The 26550-nt window shown below is 45.1% G+C and carries 27 protein-coding genes; 13 read left to right on the top strand and 14 right to left on the bottom strand.

Features of this window, described 5'->3' with window-relative positions; translation table 11 throughout:
* Positions 1-91: 91 nt before the first annotated feature.
* On the top strand, positions 92-658 hold the full coding sequence (locus B0I27_RS08585) for a YqgE/AlgH family protein (RefSeq protein ID WP_106292824.1): 567 nt from the start codon (positions 92-94) through the stop codon (positions 656-658).
* Here the strand turns inward: B0I27_RS08585 and purE are convergent.
* The 4 genes from purE to B0I27_RS08565 form a co-directional block, all read right to left on the bottom strand.
* Positions 627-1142, bottom strand: a complete 516-nt coding sequence (purE, locus tag B0I27_RS08580) for a 5-(carboxyamino)imidazole ribonucleotide mutase (RefSeq protein ID WP_106292823.1) — start codon at positions 1140-1142, stop codon at positions 627-629. The two genes, B0I27_RS08585 and purE, sit on opposite strands and share 32 nt — an antisense overlap.
* A gap of 7 nt (positions 1143-1149) precedes the next feature.
* A complete protein-coding gene (locus B0I27_RS08575; protein ID WP_106292822.1) occupies positions 1150-2289 on the bottom strand; it encodes a 5-(carboxyamino)imidazole ribonucleotide synthase in 1140 nt (379 codons plus the stop codon).
* An 86-nt stretch (positions 2290-2375) separates the two neighbouring features.
* Entirely contained in the window at positions 2376-2861 is a 486-nt protein-coding gene (locus tag B0I27_RS08570; protein ID WP_106292821.1) for an NADH-quinone oxidoreductase subunit B, read from the bottom strand.
* On the bottom strand, positions 2858-3442 hold the full coding sequence (locus B0I27_RS08565) for an NADH-quinone oxidoreductase subunit A (RefSeq protein ID WP_106292820.1): 585 nt from the start codon (positions 3440-3442) through the stop codon (positions 2858-2860). Before B0I27_RS08565 ends, B0I27_RS08570 begins: the two co-directional genes overlap by 4 nt.
* Positions 3443-3559: 117 nt before the next feature.
* On the opposite strand from B0I27_RS08565, the gene rpmH reads away from it, so the two are divergent.
* The 4 genes from rpmH to tsaB all read left to right on the top strand — a co-directional run bounded on the left by rpmH (position 3560) and on the right by tsaB (position 5123).
* Positions 3560-3718: a 50S ribosomal protein L34 gene (gene rpmH / locus B0I27_RS08560; RefSeq protein ID WP_092390256.1), complete on the top strand. Its 159-nt coding sequence runs from the start codon at positions 3560-3562 to the stop codon at positions 3716-3718.
* Between the two features lie 69 nt (positions 3719-3787).
* Entirely contained in the window at positions 3788-4180 is a 393-nt protein-coding gene (locus B0I27_RS08555; RefSeq protein WP_106292819.1) for a ribonuclease P protein component, read from the top strand.
* The gene (yidD, locus tag B0I27_RS08550; protein WP_106292818.1) at positions 4161-4406 is read left to right on the top strand and encodes a membrane protein insertion efficiency factor YidD; all 246 of its coding nucleotides are present in this window, start codon (positions 4161-4163) and stop codon (positions 4404-4406) included. The genes B0I27_RS08555 and yidD overlap by 20 nt, the downstream gene beginning before the upstream one ends.
* 30 nt (positions 4407-4436) lie before the next feature.
* Entirely contained in the window at positions 4437-5123 is a 687-nt protein-coding gene (gene tsaB / locus B0I27_RS08545) for a tRNA (adenosine(37)-N6)-threonylcarbamoyltransferase complex dimerization subunit type 1 TsaB (protein WP_106292817.1), read from the top strand.
* Here the strand turns inward: tsaB and B0I27_RS08540 are convergent.
* Both B0I27_RS08540 and B0I27_RS08535 read right to left on the bottom strand, forming a co-directional pair.
* On the bottom strand, positions 5120-6559 hold the full coding sequence (locus B0I27_RS08540) for a DUF5723 family protein (RefSeq protein WP_146133105.1): 1440 nt from the start codon (positions 6557-6559) through the stop codon (positions 5120-5122). The two genes, tsaB and B0I27_RS08540, sit on opposite strands and share 4 nt — an antisense overlap.
* Positions 6543-9176 carry a hypothetical protein gene (locus B0I27_RS08535; protein WP_106292815.1) on the bottom strand — a complete coding sequence of 878 codons (2634 nt, stop codon included), beginning with the start codon at positions 9174-9176 and terminating at the stop codon, positions 6543-6545. Before B0I27_RS08535 ends, B0I27_RS08540 begins: the two co-directional genes overlap by 17 nt.
* 64 nt (positions 9177-9240) lie before the next feature.
* Between B0I27_RS08535 and B0I27_RS08530 the strand changes: the two genes are divergently transcribed.
* The 3 genes from B0I27_RS08530 (at position 9241) to B0I27_RS08520 (ending at position 12865) form a co-directional block, all read left to right on the top strand.
* Positions 9241-9624, top strand: coding sequence for a DUF423 domain-containing protein (locus B0I27_RS08530; protein ID WP_106292814.1), 384 nt, complete (start codon positions 9241-9243; stop codon positions 9622-9624).
* On the top strand, positions 9624-12104 hold the full coding sequence (priA, locus tag B0I27_RS08525) for a replication restart helicase PriA (protein ID WP_106292813.1): 2481 nt from the start codon (positions 9624-9626) through the stop codon (positions 12102-12104). Before B0I27_RS08530 ends, priA begins: the two co-directional genes overlap by 1 nt.
* A gap of 101 nt (positions 12105-12205) precedes the next feature.
* Positions 12206-12865: a protein-L-isoaspartate(D-aspartate) O-methyltransferase gene (locus tag B0I27_RS08520; RefSeq protein WP_106292812.1), complete on the top strand. Its 660-nt coding sequence runs from the start codon at positions 12206-12208 to the stop codon at positions 12863-12865.
* Between the two features lie 11 nt (positions 12866-12876).
* Here the strand turns inward: B0I27_RS08520 and smpB are convergent, their stop codons facing one another.
* The 3 genes from smpB to B0I27_RS08505 all read right to left on the bottom strand — a co-directional run bounded on the left by smpB (position 12877) and on the right by B0I27_RS08505 (position 14546).
* Positions 12877-13320, bottom strand: a complete 444-nt coding sequence (gene smpB / locus B0I27_RS08515) for an SsrA-binding protein SmpB (protein WP_106292811.1) — start codon at positions 13318-13320, stop codon at positions 12877-12879.
* A 25-nt stretch (positions 13321-13345) separates the two neighbouring features.
* Complete coding sequence (locus B0I27_RS08510; protein WP_106292810.1) at positions 13346-14002, bottom strand: metal-dependent transcriptional regulator; 657 nt, start codon at positions 14000-14002, stop codon at positions 13346-13348.
* Positions 14003-14072: 70 nt separating this feature from the next.
* Positions 14073-14546: a ribonuclease H-like YkuK family protein gene (locus tag B0I27_RS08505; protein WP_106292809.1), complete on the bottom strand. Its 474-nt coding sequence runs from the start codon at positions 14544-14546 to the stop codon at positions 14073-14075.
* A 181-nt stretch (positions 14547-14727) separates the two neighbouring features.
* Here B0I27_RS08505 and B0I27_RS17385 point away from each other — a divergent pair, with 181 nt between their 5' ends.
* The gene (locus B0I27_RS17385; RefSeq protein WP_146133104.1) at positions 14728-14946 is read left to right on the top strand and encodes a hypothetical protein; all 219 of its coding nucleotides are present in this window, start codon (positions 14728-14730) and stop codon (positions 14944-14946) included.
* On the opposite strand, the gene B0I27_RS08500 is transcribed toward B0I27_RS17385, so the two are convergent.
* The 3 genes from B0I27_RS08500 to B0I27_RS08490 form a co-directional block, all read right to left on the bottom strand.
* Positions 14934-15128, bottom strand: coding sequence for a hypothetical protein (locus tag B0I27_RS08500; RefSeq protein ID WP_181276721.1), 195 nt, complete (start codon positions 15126-15128; stop codon positions 14934-14936). The two genes, B0I27_RS17385 and B0I27_RS08500, sit on opposite strands and share 13 nt — an antisense overlap.
* A 92-nt stretch (positions 15129-15220) precedes the next feature.
* Entirely contained in the window at positions 15221-16957 is a 1737-nt protein-coding gene (locus B0I27_RS08495; protein WP_106292808.1) for a phospho-sugar mutase, read from the bottom strand.
* A gap of 141 nt (positions 16958-17098) precedes the next feature.
* A complete protein-coding gene (locus B0I27_RS08490) occupies positions 17099-17542 on the bottom strand; it encodes a hypothetical protein (protein ID WP_106292807.1) in 444 nt (147 codons plus the stop codon).
* Between the two features lie 127 nt (positions 17543-17669).
* Here B0I27_RS08490 and B0I27_RS08485 point away from each other — a divergent pair, with 127 nt between their 5' ends.
* Positions 17670-18389, top strand: a complete 720-nt coding sequence (locus tag B0I27_RS08485; protein ID WP_106292806.1) for a DUF92 domain-containing protein — start codon at positions 17670-17672, stop codon at positions 18387-18389.
* Positions 18390-18515: 126 nt separating this feature from the next.
* Here the strand turns inward: B0I27_RS08485 and B0I27_RS08480 are convergent, their stop codons facing one another.
* A complete protein-coding gene (locus B0I27_RS08480) occupies positions 18516-18728 on the bottom strand; it encodes a hypothetical protein (RefSeq protein WP_106292805.1) in 213 nt (70 codons plus the stop codon).
* A gap of 136 nt (positions 18729-18864) precedes the next feature.
* On the opposite strand from B0I27_RS08480, the gene B0I27_RS08475 reads away from it, so the two are divergent.
* Positions 18865-20340 (top strand): SDR family oxidoreductase, encoded by a 1476-nt coding sequence (locus tag B0I27_RS08475; protein ID WP_106292804.1) that lies wholly within the window; start codon positions 18865-18867, stop codon positions 20338-20340.
* On the opposite strand, the gene B0I27_RS08470 is transcribed toward B0I27_RS08475, so the two are convergent.
* Positions 20337-20681 carry a hypothetical protein gene (locus B0I27_RS08470; protein WP_106292803.1) on the bottom strand — a complete coding sequence of 115 codons (345 nt, stop codon included), beginning with the start codon at positions 20679-20681 and terminating at the stop codon, positions 20337-20339. The genes B0I27_RS08475 and B0I27_RS08470 overlap by 4 nt on opposite strands.
* Positions 20682-21051: 370 nt before the next feature.
* Between B0I27_RS08470 and B0I27_RS08465 the strand changes: the two genes are divergently transcribed.
* Positions 21052-22029, top strand: a complete 978-nt coding sequence (locus B0I27_RS08465; RefSeq protein ID WP_146133103.1) for a hypothetical protein — start codon at positions 21052-21054, stop codon at positions 22027-22029.
* 131 nt (positions 22030-22160) lie between these two features.
* Positions 22161-26483 carry a hybrid sensor histidine kinase/response regulator transcription factor gene (locus B0I27_RS08460; RefSeq protein ID WP_106292801.1) on the top strand — a complete coding sequence of 1441 codons (4323 nt, stop codon included), beginning with the start codon at positions 22161-22163 and terminating at the stop codon, positions 26481-26483.
* The last annotated feature ends 67 nt before the right edge of the window (positions 26484-26550 follow it).

Raw genomic sequence — 26550 nt, 5'->3', positions numbered from 1 at the left:
TTAGTAATTGAATGAATCTAACTATTATAAACACCGATATTAGTTGGGAATCTTATAAAAACATATAATCGCATGACATTGTTATCAACGTATGCTGAATAAAATTCAACCCACGAAAGGAAGTTTGCTGATCTCCGAACCGTTTATGCTCGATCCCAACTTTAAAAGGTCGGTCGTCTTACTGGCAGAGCATAATGAAGAAGGAACGATAGGATATGTATTGAACCAGAGAAGTAACCTGTTGCTGAAAGACGTTTTGCCGGATTGTCCGGACGCCAACTTTCCTATTTATGTGGGTGGTCCCGTAGGAGCCGACACGCTGCATTTTATCCATTGTTGTGATGAGAGGATCAGTGGCGGACAGGAAATCAGCAAAGGAATATTCTGGGGAGGTAACTTTGAAACACTGTTACTGCTGATAAATTCGCAGCAAATAGACCAGGAGGAGATAAAATTCTTTGTTGGTTATTCAGGCTGGGAACCGGAGCAGCTGGAGCGAGAGCTTGAACAAAACTCCTGGCTGGTTACCGATAATTATAAATCAGCTTTCGTGATGAACGCACGCAATGAAGAGGGTTTATGGAAAGAGATTGTAGCAAACCTGGGTCCCAGGTTTGCTCATATTGCTAATTTTCCGGAGAATCCACTTTGGAACTAAACGCAGATTCCATCTCCTGCGCTGTTTCCTCTACCTTAGTTTTAAGGTCTTCTTTGTAGGCCTTAAGATTTTCAGTGATTCGCGGATCGGCCGTTGCTAAAATCTGCGCTGCCAGGATGCCAGCGTTTTTGGCGGCATTTAAGGCAACAGTGGCCACCGGAATTCCGTTCGGCATTTGCAGAATAGACAGAATAGAATCCCAGCCATCTATCGAGTTCGAAGACTTAACAGGAACACCAATAACCGGAAGATGCGTAATCGATGCAACCATACCCGGAAGATGAGCTGCACCACCCGCACCGGCAATAATCACACCTATTCCCCGGTCAGCGGCTGTTTTCGCGTATTGGAACATTCTCTCCGGAGTCCGGTGCGCAGAAACTACGGTTATTTCAAACTCCGCGCCCAGAACCTTTAAAATATCTGCGGCATCCTGCATAACCGGTAAGTCCGATTTGCTGCCCATTATAATTCCAACTTTCATGTATATATTAAGCTATTACTTTGACTATGCTTTGAACCAGCCGGGCTTTTTCTACAGCTTTCTCGCGGATATCATCAATTATGGTTACGTGACCCATCTTCCTGAAGGGTTTGGTAAACTTCTTTCCATAAAGGTGAACGTACACTCCGTCCATTTTTAAGATATCATTCAAGCCTTCATATACAGCCGGACCTTCAAATCCAGGCTCTCCAAGAAGATTGATCATTACTGCGTTGCTTACCGGCCTGATGTCGCCTAAAGGAAGGTTGAAGATGGCCCTCAGATGTTGTTCGAATTGGGAAACATAGTTTCCTTCGATCGTGTGATGACCACTGTTGTGTGGTCGTGGCGCAAGTTCATTCACCAGAATAGTGCCCGTTTTCGTGAGAAACATCTCAACAGCCAGAAGTCCGGTTATCTTCAATGAATTCGCAATCTCGAGAGCCAGAAACTCCGCCCTTTGCTGTACCTCCAGAGGTAAAGTACTAGGTGAAATCAGGAACTCAACGAGGTTGGCGTCCGGGTTGAACTCCATTTCCACGCAAGGGAAAGCTTTGGTCTCCCCATCATTGTTGCGTGCAACGATTACAGCAATTTCCTTATCAAAATCAACCCACTCCTCAATGATGCTTGGTTCATTAAATGCATTCTCGAAATCACTTTCGCTTTTTATTTTATAAACACCTTTACCGTCATAACCGTCTCTTCTCAACTTTTGGATGAAAGGGAAAGGAATAGAGGCGTTTTTTAGCGAAGCCTGGGATGTAATCAGCTGAAATGGTGCAGAAGGGATCCCGTGTTGCTTGAAGAACTCCTTCTGAAGTCCTTTATCCTGAATCAAGCGGATGATCCGTGGCTCGGGATAGACAAGCACGCCCTCTTCTTCCAGCTTCTGAAGAGCATCGACGTTTACCTTTTCTATTTCGATAGTAAGGAGGTCAAGATTTTTACCGAACTCATAGACCGTTTCATAATCCGTTAGCGAGCCAACGACGAACTTATTACACAGATATCTGCAAGACGCCTCCGGGTCAGGGTCGAGAACTCGGATATTAACGTTGTAGTTTATCGCTTCCTGGATAAGCATACGGCCTAACTGGCCTCCTCCAAGAATTCCTACGCGCAAATCACCATAAAATGCTTTCATTCGTGCAAGTTTACTCTAAATCTGCGAAAAAAGCTAATATATGCAGCATTGAGGGCGACATAATCTCACGGGGAAATACTATCCAATCAGCTGGATGTCAGAAGGCTCTCTTCCGTTATTTTTTTCTGCAATTCGAGGAAACCACCGATCAGCGCTTCGGGGCGGGGCGGACAGCCCTGCACATATATATCCACTGGAATGATTCGGTCAACCCCTTTGACAACGTGATAGCCATGCTGCCAGTACGGACCACCGCAGTTGGAGCAGGACCCCATGGAGATAACATAACGCGGTTCCGGCATCTGCTCATAGAGCCTGCGGATCCGTTCAGCCATTTTGAACGTTACCGTTCCAGCTATTATAATAACATCGGATTGTCTCGGCGTAGGTCGTGGAAATACACCAATCCGGTCCAGGTCGAAGTTTGCAGAATAGGCCCCCATCATTTCGATTGCGCAGCACGCAATCCCGAAACTAACAGGCCATAGCGAAGAAAGTCTCGCCCAATTAAGCAGGTCGTCGAGTTTGGCCACCATTACTCCACCATCCTGCGACATTTTATCTAAACTCATTTTTGTACTCTTTTAAAAGCGGGCTTAAAAGCCGGCTTGGGTGTTGATACCGGGACTGTCTGTTCCTGAACCGTTTTTATCGGTTCGGCAGAAAAGGCTCGGGTGACATATGTCTCCGCATTGATCCTATCGTAAGCACTCAGAGGTACGGCCGTTTCGACAACTGTCAAAGTCGGTCGGGGTTTTATCCAGTTAAGATCTTTCCGTCTCCAAACGTAGACCAAGCCCAGTAGCAAGATGCCAACGAAGATGAACATTTCGATTAATGCCAACCATCCCCAGGTAGAATCTGCCGCGATAAGTTCCTTTTGTGCAAAAATAGTTGACCATGGAAAAATAAATATCATCTCAACTTCAAAAAGCAGGAATACCAACGCGATAACGTAGAATCTCGAGTTGATCTGAACCCAAGCATTTCCACTTGGCTCCTCGCCGCACTCATAAGAGCTTAGTTTTAACGCATTTGGCTTAGAGGGGGATAGCAATTTCGACAAAAGCATGGTGCCTGATACAACAATCGCTCCTACAAGAAGAATTATGAATACTTTTCCAAATTCTGTTAACTGAGACACTTCCTCCATAAAATCAAATGTAAGGAATCCTTTAAATACACTTATTATGAATACAAAATTTGACAATAAAAAAAAACTATCTATATTTGCGCTCTTTGTAAGAAAGAGTCATATTTTATATAAGTCATGAAAAGAACATTCCAGCCTTCCCAGAGGAAAAGAAGAAATAAGCACGGATTCAGAGAGCGTATGAGCACTGCCAATGGTAGAAGGGTTTTAGCTTCAAGAAGAGCCAAAGGTAGAAAAAGACTATCAGTATCTGACGAGCGTCGTCATAAAGCATAATTATTGATTGCAGCCGTTTTCCTTACGGAGCTGCAGATTATCTGCATTCAGGCGTAAAGCAATCAGTACATGCATACATTTAAGAAAGAAGAACGGTTATGTAACAAAAGGCTTTTAAAGAAGCTTTTTACTAGCGGTTCTTCTTTTTTAGTTTACCCTTTCCGGGTCGTTCATATGCCTGAAACTCTCCCTGGCCAATACCCGGTTCAGGTAGTAGTGGCCGTTCCCAAACGGAAATTCAAAAAAGCTGTGGACAGGAATCTGCTGAAGAGAAGAATAAGGGAAGCTTACAGGCTTCATAAAGACACTCATCTGTATCCTGTATTACTCAAAAACGACACTCGCATCATTCTCTCACTGAGCTATATCGGTAATGAAATAGCCGATTATAAAGTCATAGAAAAAAAGCTGATCACTGTTCTTAAACACTTGCATAAAGCATATGATAAAGAAGATAATTAGCGGCTTTTCCTGGCTCGTTGGACGTCTATTTCTCCTGCTAATCCGGTTTTATCAATACTTTATATCCCCCTTAACCGGTGCGTCATGCCGATTTACACCAACCTGCTCTCAGTACGGTGCGGAAGCGATTAAAAAGCATGGTCCATTTAAAGGCGGCTGGCTCACTATCAAGCGAATTGGCAGGTGTAACCCTTGGGGCGGTCACGGACACGATCCTGTCCCTTAATCAAATCTGGAACCAAACATCATCTCATCAATGGCATTAATACTTCAAATCGAAACATCTACAATATCCTGCTCTGTATCGCTTGCTGAAAACGGAGCTACAATAGCCTGCAAAGAAGCCTCAGAAAGAAATATTCACGCTTCCAGCATCACATTGTTCATTGAGGAGGTGATGAAGTCAGCAGGGAAGGATATGAGCGATCTAAATGCCGTAGCAGTTAGCAAAGGTCCGGGCTCTTACACAGGTTTGAGGATTGGCGTTTCTACTGCCAAGGGACTTTGTTATGCGCTGGACATTCCTTTGATCGCTGTAGATACCCTAAAAGTAATGGCTTCAAACAGGCAGGTAAACTCCGGTAATACCGAATCTTTGTTATGCCCGATGATCGATGCGAGAAGAATGGAAGTGTACACAGCTGTTTACGACAGCGCCTTAAATGAAATTAACCCTGTTTCAGCAAAGATCATTGATGAAGATTCCTTTGCAGACTTACTCGCTACAAAGAAGATCGTCTTCTTTGGGGATGGTGCAGAAAAATGTGTGGAGACCCTTGGAGCAAACGCTAATGCTACCTTCATAACCACCTTCGAAAACTCTGCTTCGGATATGAGTGCAGAAGCTTTTGACAGGTTTAATGAGCAGGTTTTTGAAGACATCGCCTACTTTGAGCCCTATTACCTGAAAGATTTCGTGGCCACGACTCCAAAGGCTGTCTAGTCGCGTTTTCCAAATATCTTATTCAAGAATCCTGTTCCGGGAACCCTATGGTTGATACCCGGAATGTAATTCTCATTCTGAGGATCACTCACGATTCTGCCAAACTTCAGAGAAAAACCCAGGTAAGCAGCCGCGCCCTTGATACCTTCATTCACTCTTTCCAGACGCTGATCAGGATCATCGGTAAGCAGTACCTTGGTCTTGTAAGACTGGAAGAGATTATCCGTTCCTATAAAGAATTCTACGTTAGGCGATTTAAGCATTAGTTGTCCGCCAAACTGAAAGTAATCGTTTAGATTGTACGCTCCCGAGGCGCCAATTTGTAGCACTTTATATCGGAAAGAATTCATAAGAACAATATCTCCGCTATTGTTAAAAAGACTTTTAGACAGCAATGCAGAGGGCTTGAACGCCCCGAACTCTTTCGATATAAGCGCCTCAGCCTTTCCGTTTATTACTGATGTATATCGCTCTCTCACGAGTGAGGCCTGTATTTTGTCCAGCTGATCCTCCGCGTCATCGAGGGTATTAATATTCAAATCAGCACCGTTCCTGTAAGAATCTGCACTCCAGCGGATAAAGCCTACATCCTTCAGATTTGTCATCACATTCCAACCATCCCTGAGCTTCAGATTACTGCTCAGTGTCAATGACATACCCGGATTTCGGAAGTTCGGACGCAGGTCATCCCAGGCAATATCGTCATAGTAGCTGCTCCGCAGAACTCCGCCAACGGTAAAAGTGCGGTAACCCGGAGAAGCCGGATCATTATCAAGCTCCCCCGATCGCACCTTTATAGAGTTATGGGCGATACCGCTTAGGTAGCTTAGCTTAATGCCATAGCTGAAGTTTTGATTGTACTGTTCCCTGAAAGTAAATCCTATCTGGTGGTAAGCCTGAGCCTGGAGGTCAGTACCGCGCAGTTGATTGGGACCTGTTCTATTCAAATACCTGTCAATCCCATTAATCCCTTGCTCGTTTGCCGTCTTAAACACAATTAAAGCCTGGTTATGAAGCTTGCCATGACTTTCTGCCCGGGTCTGCCATGAAAAGCCAAGTTCACGCCGGTAATCTACCGTCTTGAACAATCGCAGCATCAGGAGATATGAATTCTCACTCGCATTGACCTTGTTAAATCGCGGGGCATCCACATCCAGATTGCTGACCGACAGACCATTCGTATAGAGGAGAATATTCTTAAGCGCCACCTGTGCGGGACCGTTAAACTGCAGGTTCACCCCACTATTCGGAACAAAAAAATTAGAAGCAAACTGCCTGCTCTCATTCAGTTCGAAAGGAGATTGCGCGGGATTCTCAAAAGAATCCCATAACGTTCTCGTTCCGTAAAGCGAAAATTGTTGTGCTGATACTTTCGATGAAAGAAATAAAAGAAGAATCCCGCAAAATACAGGCGTATGCTTAAAGTTTGTACGCATGCAGGTTGCCATCCGCAGTGCCGCAGATAAGATAGCGTAAACCGTCGTTACGGATAACTCCCATATAAAACTCCCCAACAGCTTTAATCGGAAAACCTCTGGATACATTCCCTTCATTGTCAAATAAATATATCTCATTATTCTGGTAAGAAGAAACGGCAATGCTCCAGGAACTCTTATCTGTGCTGAAAAATTGCAGATTCCGCTTTACCGAATCCTCAAATTCATAACTAAAAACAGATGTATTATCGCGGTTAAACACAGATAATCCCTTGCTGTCAAGGTAAATATACTCAGGATAACTGTCACCGGTAATGTTTTTGTAACCAAATACATGGTTTTCGTCCCACACACCGATACTGCTCCGCGCCACCGAGTCCGTAAACGAGATCTCGTGAAGCACCCCCGCAGTATCCGTCGTTACCACCCATGAATCTTCCGCACGTTCCTTTATAACAGGAAAAAGACCGCTCCGGAAATCTGTAACCACTGTTTTTTCGGCAGTCTGGTGCAGAAGCGATCCGTCCCGCTCGTCAAAGAAAAAGAAATCTCCTGTCCGGGTTCCAGCTATCAGGTAAGGTGTTTCTCCTGCCTCCGTATAAAGCAGCTCGGTAAAGATGCGGGAGGGGAGATTCTTGTCCCATGCCTCTAATGGTTTTCCCTCAGCGGTATATCCCAAAACCTTGTTTTGCGCAGCGATATAGATCTTTGCTTTTGCCGGATCATTTCCTGTAAGCGTCAAGCCATGTACAGTCTTTTGCGGGATGGAGACCGGAAATCCGCTGACCGCAGATCCATCCGGATGAATCCTGTAAATTCTGTCTTCTGTATTAAACAGGATTGTCTCATCTTTCAACTGATAAAGCTTGCCTCGTATGGTGCCGGGAAGCTGAGTGGCCCAGATCCGTTTTCCTTCATCGGAGATCGCATAGAGATTATAAACGTTATCCTGCACCATGATGATGTGCTGATCACCGCTCCTGAACACCTGAGGAGCAGAAGCGATCCGTGCATTCATCTTGTAAGACCATTCTTTCTTGAAGTCGCGTTTTGCCAGCGTATTGTAATTGGCAAATACATTCGTCTGAAAATGCTTGGCGGCAGAACTCCATTGAACAGACATTCCATAAAAATTAGACAGTCCCGATTCTTCACCCTTGAACAAAGCTGCATAGCGGTTCTTCAGAGTAGAGCGTATCTGCCTGGAGGAATTTTTGTTTTCTGCGAAAAAGGTGATATTACTGCTCGTTGCCACCAGCTGATCGTGCTCCTTGAAGTCCTTGATTTTGTTCAGGAACCGATTAGCCTTATAGCTTTCCATATAACGCGTGATGGCCCCCTGGGAATTCGCCAGAACAAGCATATTGTCGAAGATCTGATAATAAGGCTTTACGAAGGGCTTCATCGGATCCCCGTAGCAATAGTAAAACACGTTTGAATAATTAAACCGCCTGATGAATTCTGAAGCTTTAGCCGACAATTGCTGAAGGGAAGCGTCGATCGCCGGACCGTTACTTAATTTAAGCAGAGCCAGCTTTTCGCCCTCGGCCGTTTCAAATACCAGGAATTCATTCCCCAGCTTAGGGATAAGGTCATCGTCAATATTGAGCGATTTCTCCGTCATAATGGATTTAACCTGTGCCTGGAGTTTCGGCAATTCTTTTCTCTTGCCAAAATAATTCCTCAGATCCGCATGGAACGTCTTAAAGTTTGAAACCCCGAAGGTCAGGAAGTTAGCGGTGTTTTGCGGAAGTAGAGCTTTCAGCTGATTCTGAACCGGTCGTTGCTTAAGAAACGTATGGAGGTAATTATTGCTGCTGGTATCTGGAGTGCTGTTCCCGTTAAACATGAGTGCGTCGCTCTTGAAGTTCATGCCAAGTGCAGCATATCCTTTCAGGCCATTTAGAAGCTGCATATTACCGTTAGCACGACCACTCATAAAAGACATTACAAATCGCGATAAATTCTCCGAATTTACATAGAGATTAACGGGCGAATTCAGGTTTTTATCGGCTTCTTTATTAATCAGCTCGATGAAATCCTCCGGAAGCTTCTCGTTTCTCTCATCCATTGCCGTCGAAAGCAAATCCGATGAAAAGCTACCCACAACAACCCCTTTGCCAATATGAATAAAAAACGGCCGGTTTAAGGTACTCAGCTCAAGTTTGATGATCGAACCCTCAGCAATTGTGGTGTATTTCAGTCCTTCAATATTTTTGAGCGTCAGCTCTGCATCTTCCTTTTTAACGGACGAGCCAATTCCCATAGCGAAAAGGTAATCCAGCGAATCCGCCTTCAACTGGTGAAAGGATATAAAAACCTTCTCACCGCTACTTATCTCTGCCACAAGCGGGTCATTCAACAAAACCGCCTTGAGCTGAGATATTTCAGCGCTCCTTCGCTCACCTATGACCTCCGCGAAAAGCTCATAGTCATCCACGATATCGTAAAATGAGGCATCATTACTGAAATTGACAACCAGGGTAGCGTCTGAGGGTATATATTTTAATACTTTTGTATTGCTGTTGGAGTTACCGCTAAGTTCTGCAAAGTACTTGACCGCGATGAATATGATCGCGACTAACAGAACAGAACTGAAAATGATTAATTTCTTCATCGTCTGTTTACAAACTTAGATAAATTTTACCTTTAACCTTAATTTAGCACCTTAAGATTTGAGTATGAACAAAAAGATTATCGTCACCGCTTCCTTGTTCGGGATTTTAGCCGTTATCCTGGGAGCCTTTGGAGCTCATGGACTTAAGAGTCTCATTTCCGCCTCCGACCTGGAAAACTGGAAGACTGCTGTCAGCTATCATTTTTATCATACTCTGGCCCTGTTATTCCTTTCTACGATGGTTCGCTACCGCGATAGGTTTATCGAATTTGCATATTATGCCTTCACGGCGGGCATCTTCCTCTTCTCAGGCTCGCTCTATTTATTGTCTACACGGGCAGTAACGGGACTGGAAGCCGGCATTCTCGGACCCATCACACCGATAGGCGGACTCATGTTCATTCTTGGGTGGGTGTTCCTTTTACTGGCAGCAATCAAGAATAAATAATGCTCGAATTCAATGAAGCGGAAGGGGAGTTCAAAACCTACTTTGTAGAGGTAATACTGCCTCTCTCAATATCCAAGACCTATACGTACCGCGTTCCCCGGGCACTCAATAATCAGGTTGGTGTCGGAAAGCGTGCCGTCGTCCAGTTCGGCAAGAGCCGTATCTATACTTCCGTCATTTATGCCGTATCCGAAAAGGCCCCTTCTTTATATGAAGCTAAGTATGTGATTGATATACTGGATGATAAGCCAATTGTCAATGCGCAGCAAATCAAGCTCTGGGAATGGATCTCCAGCTATTATATGTGTACGATGGGCGAGGTCATGCAGGCAGCTTTGCCTTCGGCGCTCAAGCTCGCCAGTGAGACACGTGTCATCCTGATTAACGACGCAGAATACGATAAAGCCGATCTCAACGATAAGGAGTTTCTGATTATCGACGCTCTGGAAATCCAGCCGGAGCTGAAGGTAAATGACATCGTCAAGCTTCTCGGTCAAAAGTCCGTTTTCAAACTCCTGAAGTCATTGTTCGATAAGGGGATTATCCACATTTCCGAAGAAATCATTGAAAAATATAAGCCCAAGACCAAATCCTTCATTCACCTTAATCCCATCTACCAGGAAGAAGCGAGTAAGAAGGCCCTCTTCGAGGTGCTCGAGCGGAGCCCCAAACAGCTCGAAGCTTTCCTTGCCTGGCTGAAGCTGAGCAGGAACAACAGCGAGGTGCTCCGTAAGGATATTATGGAAGAGTGCGGCTGCAGCGCCTCGATAATCAAGACCCTCATTGACAAGGAAATCTTCGTTCTTGAAAGTAAAGTAGTCAGCCGACTTGCTCATGGAGAACTGGAGTTGGCAGATAATTTCCTGTTGAGTTCCAGTCAACTAAAAGCCGAGGAAGAAATCAAGGACCACTTCCTGCAGAAAGACGTCGTCCTCTTGTACGGTGTTACCTCTTCCGGTAAAACGCAGTTATACGTCAGGTTGATCGAGGAGAATCTGCAGAAGAATAAACAGGTATTGTACCTGCTTCCTGAGATCGCTCTTACCACGCAGATCATCGAGAGACTAAAGAAGTACTTCGGAAATGCCATAGGTATCTACCACTCCAGGATGGGCGATAACGAACGCGCCGAGGTATGGTCGAGAGTGCTCAAGAATGAATACAGTATTATTCTGGGCGCACGGTCTGCCGTGTTTCTTCCCTTCAGTGACCTCGGACTGATTGTCGTTGATGAGGAGCACGAAACCTCTTACAAACAGCAGGACCCTGCGCCGCGGTATCATGCCCGTGATACGGCGATCTATCTCGCACATATCCATCAGGCGAAAGTTCTCCTCGGATCGGCTACACCCTCACTCGAAAGCTTCTTTAACGCCAAATCTTCCAAGTACGGTTTCGTGCAGCTCACCGAGCGCTTCGGAGAAGCCGGCCTGCCCGAAATAAAGGTCGTCAGCATCAGCGAAGAAACCAGCAAGAAAACTATCCAGGCAAACTTCACAAGTGTCCTCATCGAGGCCATAAGGGAGAACCTGGAGAAGAAAGAGCAGGTGATCCTGTTCCAGAACCGCAGGGGCTATACCCCCTTGTCCATCTGCCGCACCTGCGGATACATATCCAAGTGTATCCACTGCGATGTCAGCATGAACTACCACAAGAGCACTGGGCAGCTGCATTGCCATTACTGCGGATACAAGCAAGACGTACTCTCTTCATGTCCTGCCTGCGGCTCGGTTCATATCGAGCCGAAAGGCTTCGGCACAGAAAAGATCGAGGACGACTTGAAGTACATCTTTCCCGACGCCAGGATAGCCCGCATGGACCTGGACACAACAAGAGCCAAGCACAGCTTCCAGAACATTCTCAGTGACTTTGAAGAGCGGAATATCGACATCCTTGTAGGTACGCAGATCGTAGCCAAGGGCCTTGACTTCAGTCACGTAACCCTCATCGGTATCATCAACGCAGACAGCCTGCTGAGCTTCCCTGATTTCCGTGCTTTTGAAAAGGGTTTCCAGTTGCTTTCCCAAGTAGGAGGCAGAGCCGGCCGACGCGATAAGCCGGGCAGGGTGATCATCCAGACCTATGATACCAGGCATCGCGTCATCGATCAGGTCATCCGCCACGATTACGAAAGCCTGTTCAATACCGAGATCCAGGAAAGGCTCAATTTCAAATATCCGCCCCTGTACCGAATGATCCGTCTGGATATCAAGCACAAGGATCAGCAAGTGCTTACGCAAGCCGCACAGCGCTTCGCTGCAGCAATCCGTACAACGCTCGGAGAGCGCGTTCTCGGTCCCGAGGATCCCATGATTTCCCGGATCCGCAACCTGTATATCAAAACCATCTATATCAAGATCGAACGTAAAGGAATTCCGGTTTCCAAGGTGAAGGAATACCTCGCACAGGCACTTCTGGGCTTTGAAGCCGATAAGCAAAACAAAGGCACATTCATACAGGTAGACGTAGATCCTTTTTAAGGCCACGGCGGGTAACTTATGCACTTGATTCCTAATGAAGTATCGGTGTCCCCGTTAATTATGCCGTTTAATTCTCTAATTAAGCTTATTTTTGCGGCAGAATGGCTTACAAGTTCGTAGATAATTACCGGGAAAAAGGGGCGAGAAAAAAATTAGTTAGACTCCTTAAAGATGAGCGACAGATTGAAGATACCAACGTTCTGGACGCGATAGGAAGAGTACCGAGACATTATTTCTTTGATGAGACCTTCTGGAACCAGGCCTATCGGGATATTGCTTTCCCCATAGGTGAGGGGCAAACCATCTCCCAACCGTATACGGTGGCTTACCAAACCCAGTTGCTGCATATCCGCAAGAATGACAAGGTGCTTGAAATAGGTACGGGCTCCGGTTATCAAACCTGTATCCTCCTGGAACTGGGGGCAGAAGTTTATACCATTGAGCGTCAGGAAAAGCTGTTTCATCGCTCCAAACTGTTCCTGAACAAAATGGGTTATTTTCCTAACTTCTTTCTTGGCGATGGATCAAAAGGCCTTTCCGAACATGCTCCTTACGACAAAATCCTGGTAACGGCAGGCGCACCATTCGTGCCTGAGATCATGCTGAAACAACTAAAAGTAGGAGGGACCATGGTGATTCCCGTTGGTGATGAAAAGAGCCAGAAGATGATCACCGTAATCCGCCTCAACGAGAACGACTATGAGCGTATTGAGCTTGACACCTTCCGCTTTGTCCCTCTGGTAGGTGATCAGGCCTGGTAAGAGCAGAAACCTTAACGTTTCATCGCTCTGTCGAGCTCAATCTTGCTCTCCCTGTCTTTTATCGTGTCTCGCTTGTCGAAAGTCTTCTTACCCTGCGCCAGACCAATCTCCAGCTTGGCGAAGCCACGCTCGCTGATAAACAACCCCAACGGAACGATGGTATATCCTTTCTCCTCACTCTTGTCGCGTAGTTTCTTAAGCTCCTTTTTGGTCAGTAATAACGCGCGGTCACGTTTCGACTCATGGTTGTAAAATGAACCATGCGAGTACTCGGAGATATGCATATTCCTCACAAATAGCTGATTGCCCAGAAAAGCACAGAACGCATCATTCAGATTGGCTTTCCCCTCCCTTACCGACTTGATCTCCGTTCCCAGGAACTGAATACCCGCTACATATTTATCGAGTATATGATATTCAAAGTATGCTTTTTTATTACGTATGTTGACGTTCATTTTTCTGTCTCTGTTTAACAAAGGTCTAAACAATCATTATGTTTTCAGCAAATTTCTGAGAAACCGTATTTAGCTGATTGTCAATTAAAATTTCAATCGTTCCGTCATAGCTCTGACGGGACAAGACCTTAATCGGTGTATTTATTTTTAAGTTCAGCTGACTTACATATTGCAAAAACGCCACGGTATTGTCGCGCACCGCAACCATCTTACACTGGTCGCCCGGCTCAACCTCAGCAAGTGATCTTCTGAAAGAAGGTTTTAAGTTCCCCTGCGCATCGGGTATGGCGTCACCGTGCGGATCATACTCCGGGAATCCAAGAAACTTATCCAGCTTATCAATCAGTTTCGGAGAGTGGATATGCTCCAGTTGCTCCGCTACCTCATGTACCTCATCCCAGGTAAAGTCAAGCTTCTGAAACAAGAAAGTTTCCCAAAGACGGTGCTTACGCAAAACTTCCAGCGCATGGCTTTTTCCGTCATCAGATAAAGTGATCTTGCCGTACTTCTCGTAGTCGATAAGGCCCTTTTCCTTCAGTTTCCGTAACATGTCGGTCGCCGTAGCAGGCTTTACCCCCATATAAGAAGCCAGCTGATTGGTTCCCGCCTCGTTAGCATGTTCGATTTCGTACGTCAGGTGAAAGAGTGCTTTTAAATAATTTTCTTCGGTATAAGAAAGCATGAGGCAAAAGTACAAAAAGCTGAGCTCTTAACCGAAGGTCAATTATAATCCCCTCAGGAGTGGATATTCCTCAGTGTACCATTTTATTAGCACATGCCGAACTGGCAAAGGCTTCCGGTTTTGCCTTGAAGACGAATCCCATACTCAGGATATATCCCATCGCATCGTGCAGAGCCTGGTTGGACTTAAACATGGGGTTCGTATTGATATCAGCGTGTACTTCCAGATCCACATGATACAGGTCGAGAAGGTCACATAGTGAGTAGGCTACTTCTATCGATTTCTGCACTTCGGTCAGCATCCTTTCCTTGATACTCATTTTTATCGAACTCCGTTCCTGATGAATGAACATAAATGCACCCTTTTTTTCCCTGATGAAAACAATCACCGTGGCATAGTCTGTTACTGAGCCCTTCACCTGAGAGTCGGTTCCTATGCAAACCTTTAACTTATTTCCCTGGTGGTATTCGCGCAGAATAGCGCTCTCTACTGCTTCATGTATCGAGTTTGAAATCATCTCGCCACTAAATTTTTTCCAGGTCATAAGAGTAAGTTTACATAATGAAGTTTTCGATTGCTTGGTTACAGTATAAAGATAGAGAAAAGTGTGTGAAAGACATGTTTATTATTTGTTAACATATTCACATTCAGTTGCTGATCTGATTTTTTTCTGTCTGAATATCCTTATATTCGGAACGATTCATAACGATTCATAACCTAAATCTATGGCACTGACATTTTTGAATATAGGCACATCCGAGGTAGTGATTCTACTCGTTATTGTGTTACTCATGGTTATAGCTATTGGCCATTATGGCAGGAATACAATTCTTGGATACTGGGGGTCGATCATAGTGGCGATTTTAGCGAGCCCCCTTGTTGCCTTCATTGTTGTTTTTATGTTAAGAAGAAAGAAGGAAGGCCATTTTTCTCAAAGCCGCTGACTCGATTTAATCTCCAGATACCTGTTTATCGTATTTACGGTAAGGTTTTTTGGAGACGTCAGAATAGACTGTATTCCATGTCTGGATAACTCCTTTACGATAAGTTTTTTCTCATAAACCATTTTCTCTGCGATCGTCTTGATATAGATCTCTTCTACATCAGAGGCTGTCTTTTCGCTCACTTTCTGTAGCAATATAGAATATCTAAATGATTTAAAATAAAAAGCGGCTCATGAAACATGGCCGCTTTGAAATATTTAACAAAAATCTAAGCTTACACTCCCAGATCCGCCATAATCGCATCTACCTTCGCATCCAGTTCCGCGCTCGCTGCTTCATAAGCCGCTTTATCCGCAAGGCTTGTCTTAACACTGCAGTAGAACTTAATCTTCGGCTCCGTACCTGATGGTCTTGCAGAAATAATACTGCCATCTTCAGTAAAGAACTGTAGTACATCAGATTCCGGAAGTTCAATGTCAGATCTCGTGCCGCTGGCAATATCTGTCGACACGCGAAGTTCATAATCCTTCAACGTGGTTACCTTTGATCCACCAAGAGTTGCAGGAGGGTTATTTCTAAATCGCTCCATCATCGCCTTGATCTCTTCAGCTCCCGACTTGCCTTTCTTCGTAACCGATACCAGTTTTTCTTTGTACAAACCATACTGCAAGTACATATTCAGCAAAGTATCATACAGGCTGCTTCCCTGATCCTTATAATAAGCGGTCATCTCCGCAATAAACGCAGCCGATACAACAGCATCCTTATCGCGCACCAGATCACCAATCAGGTAACCGTAGCTTTCTTCTCCGCCACCGATGAATACCTTCTCATCTTTAAAGCGGGTCATCAGCTCACCAATATATTTGAAGCCGGTCAGCGTATTGTAGCATTCAACCTTTTTCGCCTTAGCAATCTCGTCAATCAGATAAGAAGTAACGATCGTTTTAACGATGTATTCCTTACCGGTCAACAACCCTTTCTCTTCCCATGCGGTTAGCAGGTAGTTGATCAGGAGGCTTCCGGTCTGATTGCCATTCAATAGAATAAACTCTCCCTCATTGTTTTTAACAGCAATCCCGATACGGTCAGCATCAGGGTCTGTAGCCATAATCAGGTCCGCGTCTACTTCAACACCTTTTTCAAGAGCCAGTGTAAGCGCTTCCTTTTCCTCGGGGTTCGGATAAATAACGGTAGGGAAGTTGCCGTCCGGCTGAATCTGCTTCTCTACCAGGTTTACATTCGTAAAACCGAACCGTTCCAATGCCTGAGGCACTAACGTGATTCCCGTGCCGTGAATAGGAGAGAAAACGATTTTCAGGTCTTTCTGACGGGCGATAGCATCGGGAGAAACGCTCAGCTTAGCAATTTTCTCCAGGTAAAGCTCATCGATCTCCTCAGCAATCATTTCGATGTTTTCTTCCACGCGGTCAAACTTTACCTCGTCGATGCTTTGAATGGCGAATACTTCTTCTAAAACCTTGGCATCTTCGGGAGCGACGAACTGTCCGCCGTCTGCGCCATAAGCCTTGTATCCGTTGTATTCTTTGGGGTTATGAGAGGCTGTTACCATAACACCACTTTTACAGCCCAATTCGCGAATAGCGAAAGAAAGTTCCGGTGTAGGACGAAGTTCTTTGAAAAAATAAACATAAATTCCATTGGCGGAGAACACCTCAGCAGTCACACGTGCGAAATAATCCGAATTATTACGGCTGTCGTGTGCTATCGCCACCTTAATCTTTTCCGATGGATACGTTTTCTTAAGATAGTTAGCCAGACCTTGAGTCGCCTTTCCTATCGTGTATTTGTTAATGCGGTTGGAGCCAGGGCCCATAGTCCCACGAAGTCCGCCTGTACCAAACTGCAGATCCTTGTAAAACGAGTCAGTCAGCTCCGTAAATGCTTTTTCGTCCAGTAGTTGTTGAATCTGTTGGCGGGTATCAGCATCATAGCTTCCCTCAAGCCATTCATTAATTTTGTTTAGAACAGAAGGCTCTAATTCCTGCATAGTTATTAAGATTTAAGTATTTCTTTTGTGATCTTCGTTATTTTACAAGTATAACAACACAATGTAAATTTAACGCACTTGTTTTACAAAGAAAAAAAAGTTCAGCAAGAAACCCTAATGATGCGCAGTGAATCGGGAAATTTAGCGAAAGCTTAACTTCAAACCGGAGAGATTATCCAGAGAATTTCGGATATCTTTCATGTGATGGTCGAGCATACAGCGAAGATGCTTGTTTTCGCTCGTGTTGGATAAGGTTGATTCATACTTTCGGAGAGTGAGGTTGCCTTTTTGTAAACCCCAGCGTAATAGTGCTTCGCCGTCATGTTTATTAAGGGTCTGCCTGAAGGCTTCCCAGGCGGCAGAATCAGGACAGTTTGCAAAGTCGAATTCACTGAGCTTGCAGTTCGCGCGAACCAGAAAAGAACGAATCCCAACGATGTGTTCGCCTCGCATCCATAGATATTTAGCAAACGCCGATTTCAACGCAGGCACCCTTACCAGATCAATGGCCTGATCATAAAATCCAGTCTCATTTAAGCTGTGGATTAACAGGGGTCTTAAGTTGACAATCAGATTATCCTCCATATCAGAGCGTTCTAAGGTTTACATGGTTATAGGTTAACGCCTCAAAATAAAAAATAGTTTACACCTTTTCTGTAACTTTTTTGCTCAAACAATCAACGCCCACATGGTGTACACCTATATTTAAAGCATGTATTCAACTAAAATTCTGCTGATAGGGTGCGTTTGTGCCGGTATGTTTCTCAGTATCTATCTCCGGAAGTTAACGGTAGGGGGCGCGGTATGTGGGGGACTTATTGCCTTTCTGCTATTTCTGGGTACTGGGTTTGCAGGCCTGCTCATGATGGCTGCTTTCTTTATTTTGGGAACCGCGGCGAGTCAATGGAGGCATCAGTTTAAAATAGTTATGGGACTTGCAGAAGCGGATAAGGGACAAAGGGTCGCGTCTCAGGTGCTGGCCAATGCCGGGGTACCAGCCTTAGCCGCAGTCCTGGCGCTATGCTTTCCCTCACAACGCGAGCTCTGCACGGTGCTCGTAGCAGCTGCCTTTGCATCTGCAACTTCAGACACGCTTTCGTCAGAACTAGGAAACGTCTATGGTAGCCGGTTCTATCATGTTCTCAGCTGGCAGAAAGATAGTAGAGGAGAAAATGGAGTAGTTAGTCTGGAAGGATCGATCGCCGGAATAGCCGGAAGTGCCGCGATAGCTTTACTATTCGCTTGTTTTACGGGATGGACACCTGTAGTGGCAGTCGTGCTCCTGGCGGGTATAACGGGGAATGTGTTCGATTCTGTTTTAGGTGCTACCCTGGAGCGCAAACGTTTTATAAGCAACGATACCGTCAACTTTCTGAATACACTATTTGCTGCGTTACTTGCAGGCGGATTACTCTCTGCAATCGACTTTTAGGGGCAAAAAAAAGCCCCTGCTATAATGAGTATAGCAAGGGCACCTAAACCTTATCACCTACTTTAACGGCGAAAACAATTAATAGTTTCAAAAAAATGAAAATATTTTTAAATTTTTTTTCGCCCCTTATTTGTTCCCTTTTTTATCATAAAAAGGCGCTGTAGCAGCCAGAATAAGGAATATGATGATGAATACGTATATAGTTAAATTTTCATGTCCCCGGTTAGAACCTGCAGTATTGCTCAAATCACTGTCTACCACATTGACTGCGAATGAACTATATGCTGAAGAGGCGATTAACAAGAACGTGTAAAGTGCTTTTTTTAATAGAGATTTCATGAGTTTGCTTTGTTTGAATTTCCAAATGTATTAAATATCCGTTTCAGACGATGCATATTTTTATCATAAGCCTGTTTACTACCATGCTAACAATACAGGAAACCGTTTGTTGTCACTATCTGAATCATACAAAACGATGAAAATTCTGCTAACAGGTGCAAATGGTTATATCGGCACACGTCTACTCCCCGTACTATTGGAAGAAGGTCATGACATCGTATGCATGGTTCGTGATAAACGGCGGTTTATTAAAAAAATCGATTTTTCTGAAAAGGTCCTTATTATTGAAGCCGATCTCGTAACCGGGAAGGGGCTGGACCAGATTCCTGTGGATATTGACGCAGCCTATTATCTCGTACATTCCATGTCTTCACCCAATGGAGATTTCTCGGATGCGGAGAAACAGACTGCCGGGAACTTTGTAAAAGCCCTTTCGAACTGCGATAGCTGTAAACAGATCATTTATCTGACGGGAATCGTTAATGATGCTAAACTGTCGAAGCATCTTTCCTCACGACTCGCTGTGGAAGATGTCTTGAAGCAAAGCCGGATTCACTGCACCATCTTAAGAGCAGCGATTATCATCGGATCAGGAAGCGCTTCATTCGAAATAATCAGGGATCTGGTAGAAAAGCTCCCGGTCATGGTTGCTCCCAAATGGGTGAGGACCCGCTGTCAGCCTATCGGCATCCGCGACGTCCTTCGTTATCTGAGCGGCGTTCTCTTTAAAGAGGAAGCCTATGATAAGACGTTTGATATAGGCGGTCCGGATATCCTGACCTACCAGCAGATGCTGCTCGAGTATGCCGCTTCCCGAAATCTCAAACGCTATATCATTAACGTGCCCTTCCTGACACCCAAGCTGTCGTCTTACTGGCTTAATTTCGTCACATCTGTTCCTTTTTCACTGGCAAGCTCCCTGGTGGAAAGCATGAAAAATGAGGTGGTCTGCCAAAACGATGATATCAAGAAAATAGTTCCTGGAAAATGCTTCAGTTATCGTGATTCACTAAAACTCGCCTTCGTCAAGATTGAGCAGCATTCCATCGTCAGCAGCTGGAAAGACGCGCTTAACCGGGGATACCTCGAAACAACCTTCATGGATCAGATCAAGGTTCCGCAGAACGGAACCCTAAGCTCCCAGGTAAAGATCGCTTTTAATCGAAGTCCGGACGAAGTCCTGGAAAATATCTGGGGAATTGGTGGTAACCGGGGGTGGTATTACCTGAACTTCTTATGGAAATTGAGGGGTTTTGCCGACAAAGTTGTCGGCGGGGTAGGAATGAGGAGGGGGAGAAGAAACCAGGATAGCCTGATTGCGGGTGATGCATTGGATTTTTGGAGGGTATTGCTCGCCGACAAAGAAAAGAAGCGACTGCTGCTCTATGCGGAGATGAGGCTTCCGGGCGAGGCCTGGCTGGAGTTTTGTATCGATCAGTCAGACCCGTCGGGGAAGACATTGATTCAGACGGCAACTTTCCGTCCGCGCGGACTGTGGGGGCGGTTGTACTGGTATGCTATGTGGCCATTCCATTTGTTTATATTCAAAGGTATGGCCACACAGCTTACGCAATATCAAAATAACGTCGGGCTCCCATCGCCCAAAGCTTAGGATTGTTTCAGTGGTTCGCTTTCTTTTTTAGGCTCAACACCCACTTCAACAAGCTCTTCCTCATGTTCTTCAGCAGCAGCTGCGGTGGCATAATTCAGTTTCCGGAATCGCCAGATGGCGAAGGCCGGTTCCTGATACCTGTTGATGAGTTTGAAGAACTTCGGTAAATTGTAGATTTCCTCCAAAAGAACGCCCGTAACGATGCCGTTGTTATCGAGTATCTCCCGGATGGTGTATTCTTTGTCTTTGGTAACCCAAATTTCGAAATCGCGACTGATCTCCTCTTTTTTATCTGCGTCTATCAGCGCATTGATGCAAATAACTTTATCCCCTGGTTTCATGTAAACGCTTTTCTGTGTATTTCTTTTGCAGACTTATACAAAAATAGCTAAAAATGGTTTGTAGTTGAGGGGGATCATAGCTTGATTCGCTAATTAATCGATTATGATTGTACTTATATGCAGGCGTATAGAAGGGGCTTTGCAGGTGGGATAAGTCCGACTTCTTCTGTTGTAAGTCGGACTGGTCGCGCCTTAATCACTGCTATTATAGGGACTTATACAAGAGCGATTGTCCTTCATTCGGCCAGCTTCCAAACAGCATTTGAGATGCGTTTTTTTAAAAATAGCATAAAATTTTGTCGATTTTCAGGAAAAAATCGTCACCAGGCCCTTGCTGATCTACCTTGCCTTTCTAAATCAAAATAACATTATGGCAAGCATTGACAACAAAGGAAGAATACGCGGAAAGGCAGGTTCCGTCATTTACCGCATGTACCGCGGCAAGAACATCATGCAGGGGAAGCCCCGCAAATTTGAACAGACTGAAGGAAGCATCCGGGCATCCACCGAATTCGGCTTGAGCAGCTCGGCTGCCGCGGCGATCCGCCGGGCTTTTGAGCCGGCTTATATCCACCGGGACGGTGAAGCGGTGAGCCGCACCACGCAGCAAGTGTACCGCAGTCTGCGCAACAGTCTGAGCGGCAGCATCGGTCAGCGTGACCTCCACGATGCCAATTTGCAGGACCTGCTGGGTATGGATTTCAACGGTGCCAGTCCGCTTGCAGAAGTCCTGCAAATCAGTCACAGCGTAGTCCGGAATGCAGAGGGCAATCTCGAAGTAAGCTTGGGCAGGTTCAAACCCAAAGAAGACGTAAAAAAGGCTGCAGGATATCCCGATAGCGCATCCCGTTACCGGATACGGCTGATGGTGGTGGCCCTGGACTTCCGGCAGATGTACCTGGAGTATCTGGATATCAAGGACCTGGATGTACACAAGACAGCGGTTATGGAGGCCCAAACCATTACCCTGAACGCAAAGGCAGACCCAGGCTGCATCGTGATGCTGAGCATGTCGCTGCTGATGTATGATCAGGTGCCACATACCTGCGAATATGTTCTGCTGAACACCAAAGGTTTCAGTCCCTGCGCCATTATCGCGGCTTTTCCGGCTGAACAGGCGGCGCCGATGGCGGCCAAACCCTTCCGCCTCAGCAAAGAGGCTTACCCGGATCGTCACGAGAAGATTCAAGAGATGGGGTATGATGGGAATCGGCTTCTGAGGGAGTTTAAAAGGAAGCATCCCTCAGAATCAAAAAAAGTTACGGCCGATGCAATGGCTCAGCCGCCGGAACTCCCTAAGCCCGGAAGCAGGCAATCTTTTAAGGGAATCTTGAAACAGAGGGGATAGATACCGGATGCTCAAGGGAAGAAACCCTTAATTAACCAGGGATATCAATTTTCTTTCTTAAGGACCTGCAATCACATAATAATGTGAAGATTGTTTGTATATTGGAAAGAAAATTATAACCAGGGAAAAAGATGAAGGGCTGGTACTTGAAAGTAACTATTCTAATTATTTTTAGCTACTTTTTCCAAATCAGGCACGGTCTAGCTCAGTCCAACTACAGCTTAGTTAGTTATTCCACCGAACACGGACTAGCACACAGTTCTGTTTCAAAGATTACGAAGGACAGACACGGTATCATGTGGATGGCTACCTGGAACGGCCTGCACCGCTTTGACGGCACTTCTTTTCGAACGTTTAAGAAAACAACAGACCGGAAATCATACCTGGAGAGCAGGCGAATGGTTAGAATAGCCGAAGGGCTCGGGGACAAATTATGGGTTCTCACCTACGACAAGCAATTATACTGGTTTGACAAAAAAGCAGAAGTCTTTCATCCTTTGTCGCCTGAAATTGATAAGCGTGCAAAGAAGAGGGTGTTGTTTGACCGTATTTTGTATGTCGATGGAGATAACGTATGGCTTAGGTCGGAGAACGATGGTTTATACGTTATTTCCGATAAAGATCCATCACTTCAACGGATAGTTTTTCCAGGGATTTCAGAACCTGAAAATATCATAGTCAATAGCTTTCTGAAAGACCGGAATGGTATTATATGGCTGGGCACAAACAGTGGCCTGTACACGTTGCAGCAAAGATCCGGGAAATTTATTGTCGGCAGTATCTCTGAAGAATTACCTAAAGCTGCCTCTATATCCAGAATTGTAGAAAATGAGTCCGGACTCTATTGCATTGTGAATGAGAAGTCTATTTTTTATCTCAACAAAAAGACGAAGGCTGCGAAAAAGATATGGTCTTCAGAAGGAAGTATCAATCATCTGAGCGGTTCGAGAAAAAATCAGAGATTATTTTGCACAACGGAAGGGGGAGAACTATGTCTTTTGGATTCAGGTGGCAGCGGGGGGAGAATTATTCATAAGGCATCAAACTCGCTATACGGTTTGTTTGAAGATAGTAAGGGTATCTTATGGATCGAACTTAGAAATGGAGGAGTGCTGCGCTTCAACAGCATAACCGGCGATCACTCTACTATCAAATCGCCTTTTTATCATGCGAATTCCAATATGCGCTTTGAAGGGTTTGAAGATCCGAACCATACCGTATGGATCGGTATGAATGGGGGTGGCTTTGGTTATTTCGATGAAGAGAAACAGCAATTTAATTTTTCTATTCATGATATGAACAAGAAGGATATTGTGCTTCCTCAGCATATCTCCAATTTGTTTTATGATCCTGATGGGATTGCCTGGTTCTCGACGGAAAAACGTGGACTGGTAAAGTTAGTTATTGGTAATGATAGCTTCAAACATACCAGCTTAAAGCAAAGCTCCAGGTCGACCTGGGGAGAAGAGGTCAGAAGCATCGTTTTCGATCGCCAGGGGCGATCATGGTCAGGAACAAAAGGAGGGGATCTGGTTGTCCGTAAACGGAACCTGGTTCAACCGGTCAATTTTCGTAATATGCCTTCGAATGGCTTAGGACCCATCTATTCGCTGTTGGAAGATCGGGAAGGGAATATTTGGATAGGGACAAAGGGCAAAGGCCTCTACAAGGCTGTTCCGGGCTCTCAAAAAAAAGATAGCTATACACTATCTCACTTCAATAAAACCAATAGTGGTTTGTTCGGCGAGGAGGTCTATAGCATTTATCAGGATAAAGATCAGCAGATATGGCTAGGAACTTTTGATGCCGGTCTTTTCAAACTGAATGAATCGAGTGATAAAATAACGTTTAGTAGCGTAGCGTTAGGAGGCAATCAAAGTGACAAGATCAGGCATATCACATCGGACAGGGACGGGAATTTATGGATCGCCTCCATAGACGGCCTGATTATTTACGACCGGATTGGAAAGACGAGGTTAATCCGTGATCATGAAGACATCAAAAGCCGGATTGGAGATAATGACATACAATATCTGCACCTGGGATCAGGAGGTGAAATGTGGGTATGTACAGCGGGGGGAGGAATTACACGAGTTCGGGGGAATGCGTTTGGAAAATTGCAGATGCAGAACTTTTCAACGGAGCAGGGTCTGGTAAACGACTTCGTGCTGAGCTGTGTGGAAGACAGGCAAAGATCGCTTTGGGTAACGACCAAAGGAGGTCTTTCGAGACTCGACCTGAAGTCAAATAAATTCGTTAACGTCGACGTAAACGAAGGTTTCAAGGCACTCGGCTTCGCCGAGAAAGCAATTGCTTACAACGCTGCATGTGAGATCATCTGGGGAACATCGGTGGGTGCCCTATCGCTGGATCTGGGAAAATTGCATCCGAAGAGTTCCCAGTCGCAGATTGTGTTCAGTAGTTTTGCGGTGAATAACCAGGAATGGGGCAAAGGCAATCTATCCGGAGATAAATTCATCAACATACAATATCTGGACGAAGTGAACCTGCTTCATAACCAGAACAATTTGACTTTTGATTTCAGCGTAACAGACCATCGTTACTCACACCATAATTTCTCCTACAGGCTTATTGGGCTTGATAGTACCTGGAAGCAGAATGGCTCGCTGCAGCGGGCGTCGTTTACCAACTTAGATCCAGGCGTCTATTATCTGGAGATTAAATGTGAAAGTGATTTGTACTCAGACCGAACATTCCGGCGACTGAAGCTTGTTATTTCTCCACCCTGGTGGCATACTTCATGGGCTTATCTGGCCTATGCCCTCCTGGTGGTTTTATTTGTCGTGCTTGTCCGTAGGTTCTTGCTTACCATCTTACACCTGAAGAACAAGGTCATTCTTGAACAAAAGCTCAGCGAGGTGAAGATGGAATTCTTTACTAATATTTCACATGAACTGAGGACGCCCCTGACTCTGATACTAAGTCCCGCTACCAAGCTTTTGTCATCTAACTCACTAACAAGCGAGGAAAGAAACTATGCGGGCATGATTCGCAGCAACGCGAAAGTATTGGAGCGATTTGTAAACCAGCTATTAGATGTACGAAGGCTTAAGGAAAAGAAATTCGAACTTCGCCTGTCCCGGTTTGATTTTTCGGAGTGGTTGAATGATATAGCTGAAACGTTCAGACCTTCGGCAGAAGAGGCTGCGATATCACTCGCCGTTCGATGTGACGAGCCGTGTTTGAATGTGGTTGCCGACAAAGAAAAGATGGAGATCATCATCCGAAATCTCTTGTCTAACGCATTGAAGTATGCTCCCCCGCATTCGTCGATAGAAATTTATCTGAGAAGAACGGAAGATGGTAAGGACATCATGGTCGACGTAAGAGATCAAGGACCGGGCGTTCCGGAAAAATCGTGTGACAAGATCTTTGACTTGTTTTATGTGGTTTATTCGGCGGATAAAACATCCGTGGGGAGTACAGGAGTGGGGCTTTCCCTGGTGCGGGAACTGGTTAATTTACATGGTGGTCACGTTTCAGCATCTAATAATGCTGAAGGGGGCTTATGTGTCAGCTTTTCTTTTCCCTATATGGAGGAAGCGGATGAGCATTATGTAGTGTCGGATGCTGACGCAGAAACCGCTGATATAGCTTCAGGCGGTTCACTGTCTGCATTGCGGGAGGACCCGGTGCCCGAACTGCAGGCTCAGGAAAAACAAAAGGTGTTGATTGTTGAAGATAACAAGGAGCTTCGCTGGTTTCTGTCGCTCGAGCTTCGGTCGCATTACCAGGTCTATCTGGCAAATGACGGTGTCGAAGGAATGGAAATGGCTACGTCAGTACTGCCTGATCTAATCATCAGCGACGTGATGATGCCCAATTTAGATGGCATCCAATTTCTGGACCTGGTGAGGAAAAATCAGGATACCAGCCATATCCCCTTTATCCTTTTAACCGCAAGGCATGCTATAGAAAGCCAGATAGAAGGATTGAAATACGGTGCTGACGCTTATATCACGAAACCATTCGATACCGAATTTCTTTTGGTTTCTGTAAAAAATCTGCTTGTACAGAGACGTCGTTTGTTCGAGCAAATGAAAAGCGGTGTCGCGGATATATGGAGACCACAGGAGGTCGTCATGACCAACAAGGACGAAAGTTTCCTTCTGGATGTTATCAGGATCGTCGATGAAGGTCTGGAAAATTCTGAATTGAGTGTGGATGATCTGGCCATAAAAATGAGTATGGGAAGGAACACATTTTACAGAAAGTTCAAGAGTCTCACCAATCTTACGCCAGTAGAATTTCTCCGTGACAGGCGTCTCGATAAAGCGAAAGTTTATTTAGAAAACGGAACCGACAACATCGCTGAAGTCGCCTATCTGGTAGGCTTCAATGATCCGAAGTATTTCAGTAAATGCTTTAAATCAAGGTTTGGATCCAATCCAAAGGAATTTGCCCAATCTCTTTCTTCAAACCAGCTGTCTTAGATCTATTTCGCCCTTTTTGAGCGTTCAACAGGCTCTTGCGGAAATTTTCCTCCTTTTTGATTAATAT

The organism is Arcticibacter pallidicorallinus, assembly GCF_003002875.1.
In the GTDB taxonomy this organism is placed as follows: domain Bacteria; phylum Bacteroidota; class Bacteroidia; order Sphingobacteriales; family Sphingobacteriaceae; genus Arcticibacter; species Arcticibacter pallidicorallinus.
Note: the sequence above shows the minus strand (reverse complement) of the source record. Positions and strands in the feature narration are given on the sequence as shown.

Coding starts and splice junctions, on each gene's coding strand:
- B0I27_RS08585 (WP_106292824.1), top strand. CDS start 92: ATGCTGAATAAAATTCAACCCACGAAAGGAAGTTTGCTGATCTCCGAA.
- purE (WP_106292823.1), bottom strand. CDS start 1,142: ATGAAAGTTGGAATTATAATGGGCAGCAAATCGGACTTACCGGTTATG.
- B0I27_RS08575 (WP_106292822.1), bottom strand. CDS start 2,289: ATGAAAGCATTTTATGGTGATTTGCGCGTAGGAATTCTTGGAGGAGGC.
- B0I27_RS08570 (WP_106292821.1), bottom strand. CDS start 2,861: ATGAGTTTAGATAAAATGTCGCAGGATGGTGGAGTAATGGTGGCCAAA.
- B0I27_RS08565 (WP_106292820.1), bottom strand. CDS start 3,442: ATGGAGGAAGTGTCTCAGTTAACAGAATTTGGAAAAGTATTCATAATT.
- rpmH (WP_092390256.1), top strand. CDS start 3,560: ATGAAAAGAACATTCCAGCCTTCCCAGAGGAAAAGAAGAAATAAGCAC.
- B0I27_RS08555 (WP_106292819.1), top strand. CDS start 3,788: ATGCATACATTTAAGAAAGAAGAACGGTTATGTAACAAAAGGCTTTTA.
- yidD (WP_106292818.1), top strand. CDS start 4,161: ATGATAAAGAAGATAATTAGCGGCTTTTCCTGGCTCGTTGGACGTCTA.
- tsaB (WP_106292817.1), top strand. CDS start 4,437: ATGGCATTAATACTTCAAATCGAAACATCTACAATATCCTGCTCTGTA.
- B0I27_RS08540 (WP_146133105.1), bottom strand. CDS start 6,559: ATGCGTACAAACTTTAAGCATACGCCTGTATTTTGCGGGATTCTTCTT.
- B0I27_RS08535 (WP_106292815.1), bottom strand. CDS start 9,176: ATGAAGAAATTAATCATTTTCAGTTCTGTTCTGTTAGTCGCGATCATA.
- B0I27_RS08530 (WP_106292814.1), top strand. CDS start 9,241: ATGAACAAAAAGATTATCGTCACCGCTTCCTTGTTCGGGATTTTAGCC.
- priA (WP_106292813.1), top strand. CDS start 9,624: ATGCTCGAATTCAATGAAGCGGAAGGGGAGTTCAAAACCTACTTTGTA.
- B0I27_RS08520 (WP_106292812.1), top strand. CDS start 12,206: ATGGCTTACAAGTTCGTAGATAATTACCGGGAAAAAGGGGCGAGAAAA.
- smpB (WP_106292811.1), bottom strand. CDS start 13,320: ATGAACGTCAACATACGTAATAAAAAAGCATACTTTGAATATCATATA.
- B0I27_RS08510 (WP_106292810.1), bottom strand. CDS start 14,002: ATGCTTTCTTATACCGAAGAAAATTATTTAAAAGCACTCTTTCACCTG.
- B0I27_RS08505 (WP_106292809.1), bottom strand. CDS start 14,546: ATGACCTGGAAAAAATTTAGTGGCGAGATGATTTCAAACTCGATACAT.
- B0I27_RS17385 (WP_146133104.1), top strand. CDS start 14,728: ATGGCACTGACATTTTTGAATATAGGCACATCCGAGGTAGTGATTCTA.
- B0I27_RS08495 (WP_106292808.1), bottom strand. CDS start 16,957: ATGCAGGAATTAGAGCCTTCTGTTCTAAACAAAATTAATGAATGGCTT.
- B0I27_RS08490 (WP_106292807.1), bottom strand. CDS start 17,542: ATGGAGGATAATCTGATTGTCAACTTAAGACCCCTGTTAATCCACAGC.
- B0I27_RS08485 (WP_106292806.1), top strand. CDS start 17,670: ATGTATTCAACTAAAATTCTGCTGATAGGGTGCGTTTGTGCCGGTATG.
- B0I27_RS08480 (WP_106292805.1), bottom strand. CDS start 18,728: ATGAAATCTCTATTAAAAAAAGCACTTTACACGTTCTTGTTAATCGCC.
- B0I27_RS08475 (WP_106292804.1), top strand. CDS start 18,865: ATGAAAATTCTGCTAACAGGTGCAAATGGTTATATCGGCACACGTCTA.
- B0I27_RS08470 (WP_106292803.1), bottom strand. CDS start 20,681: ATGAAACCAGGGGATAAAGTTATTTGCATCAATGCGCTGATAGACGCA.
- B0I27_RS08465 (WP_146133103.1), top strand. CDS start 21,052: ATGGCAAGCATTGACAACAAAGGAAGAATACGCGGAAAGGCAGGTTCC.
- B0I27_RS08460 (WP_106292801.1), top strand. CDS start 22,161: ATGAAGGGCTGGTACTTGAAAGTAACTATTCTAATTATTTTTAGCTAC.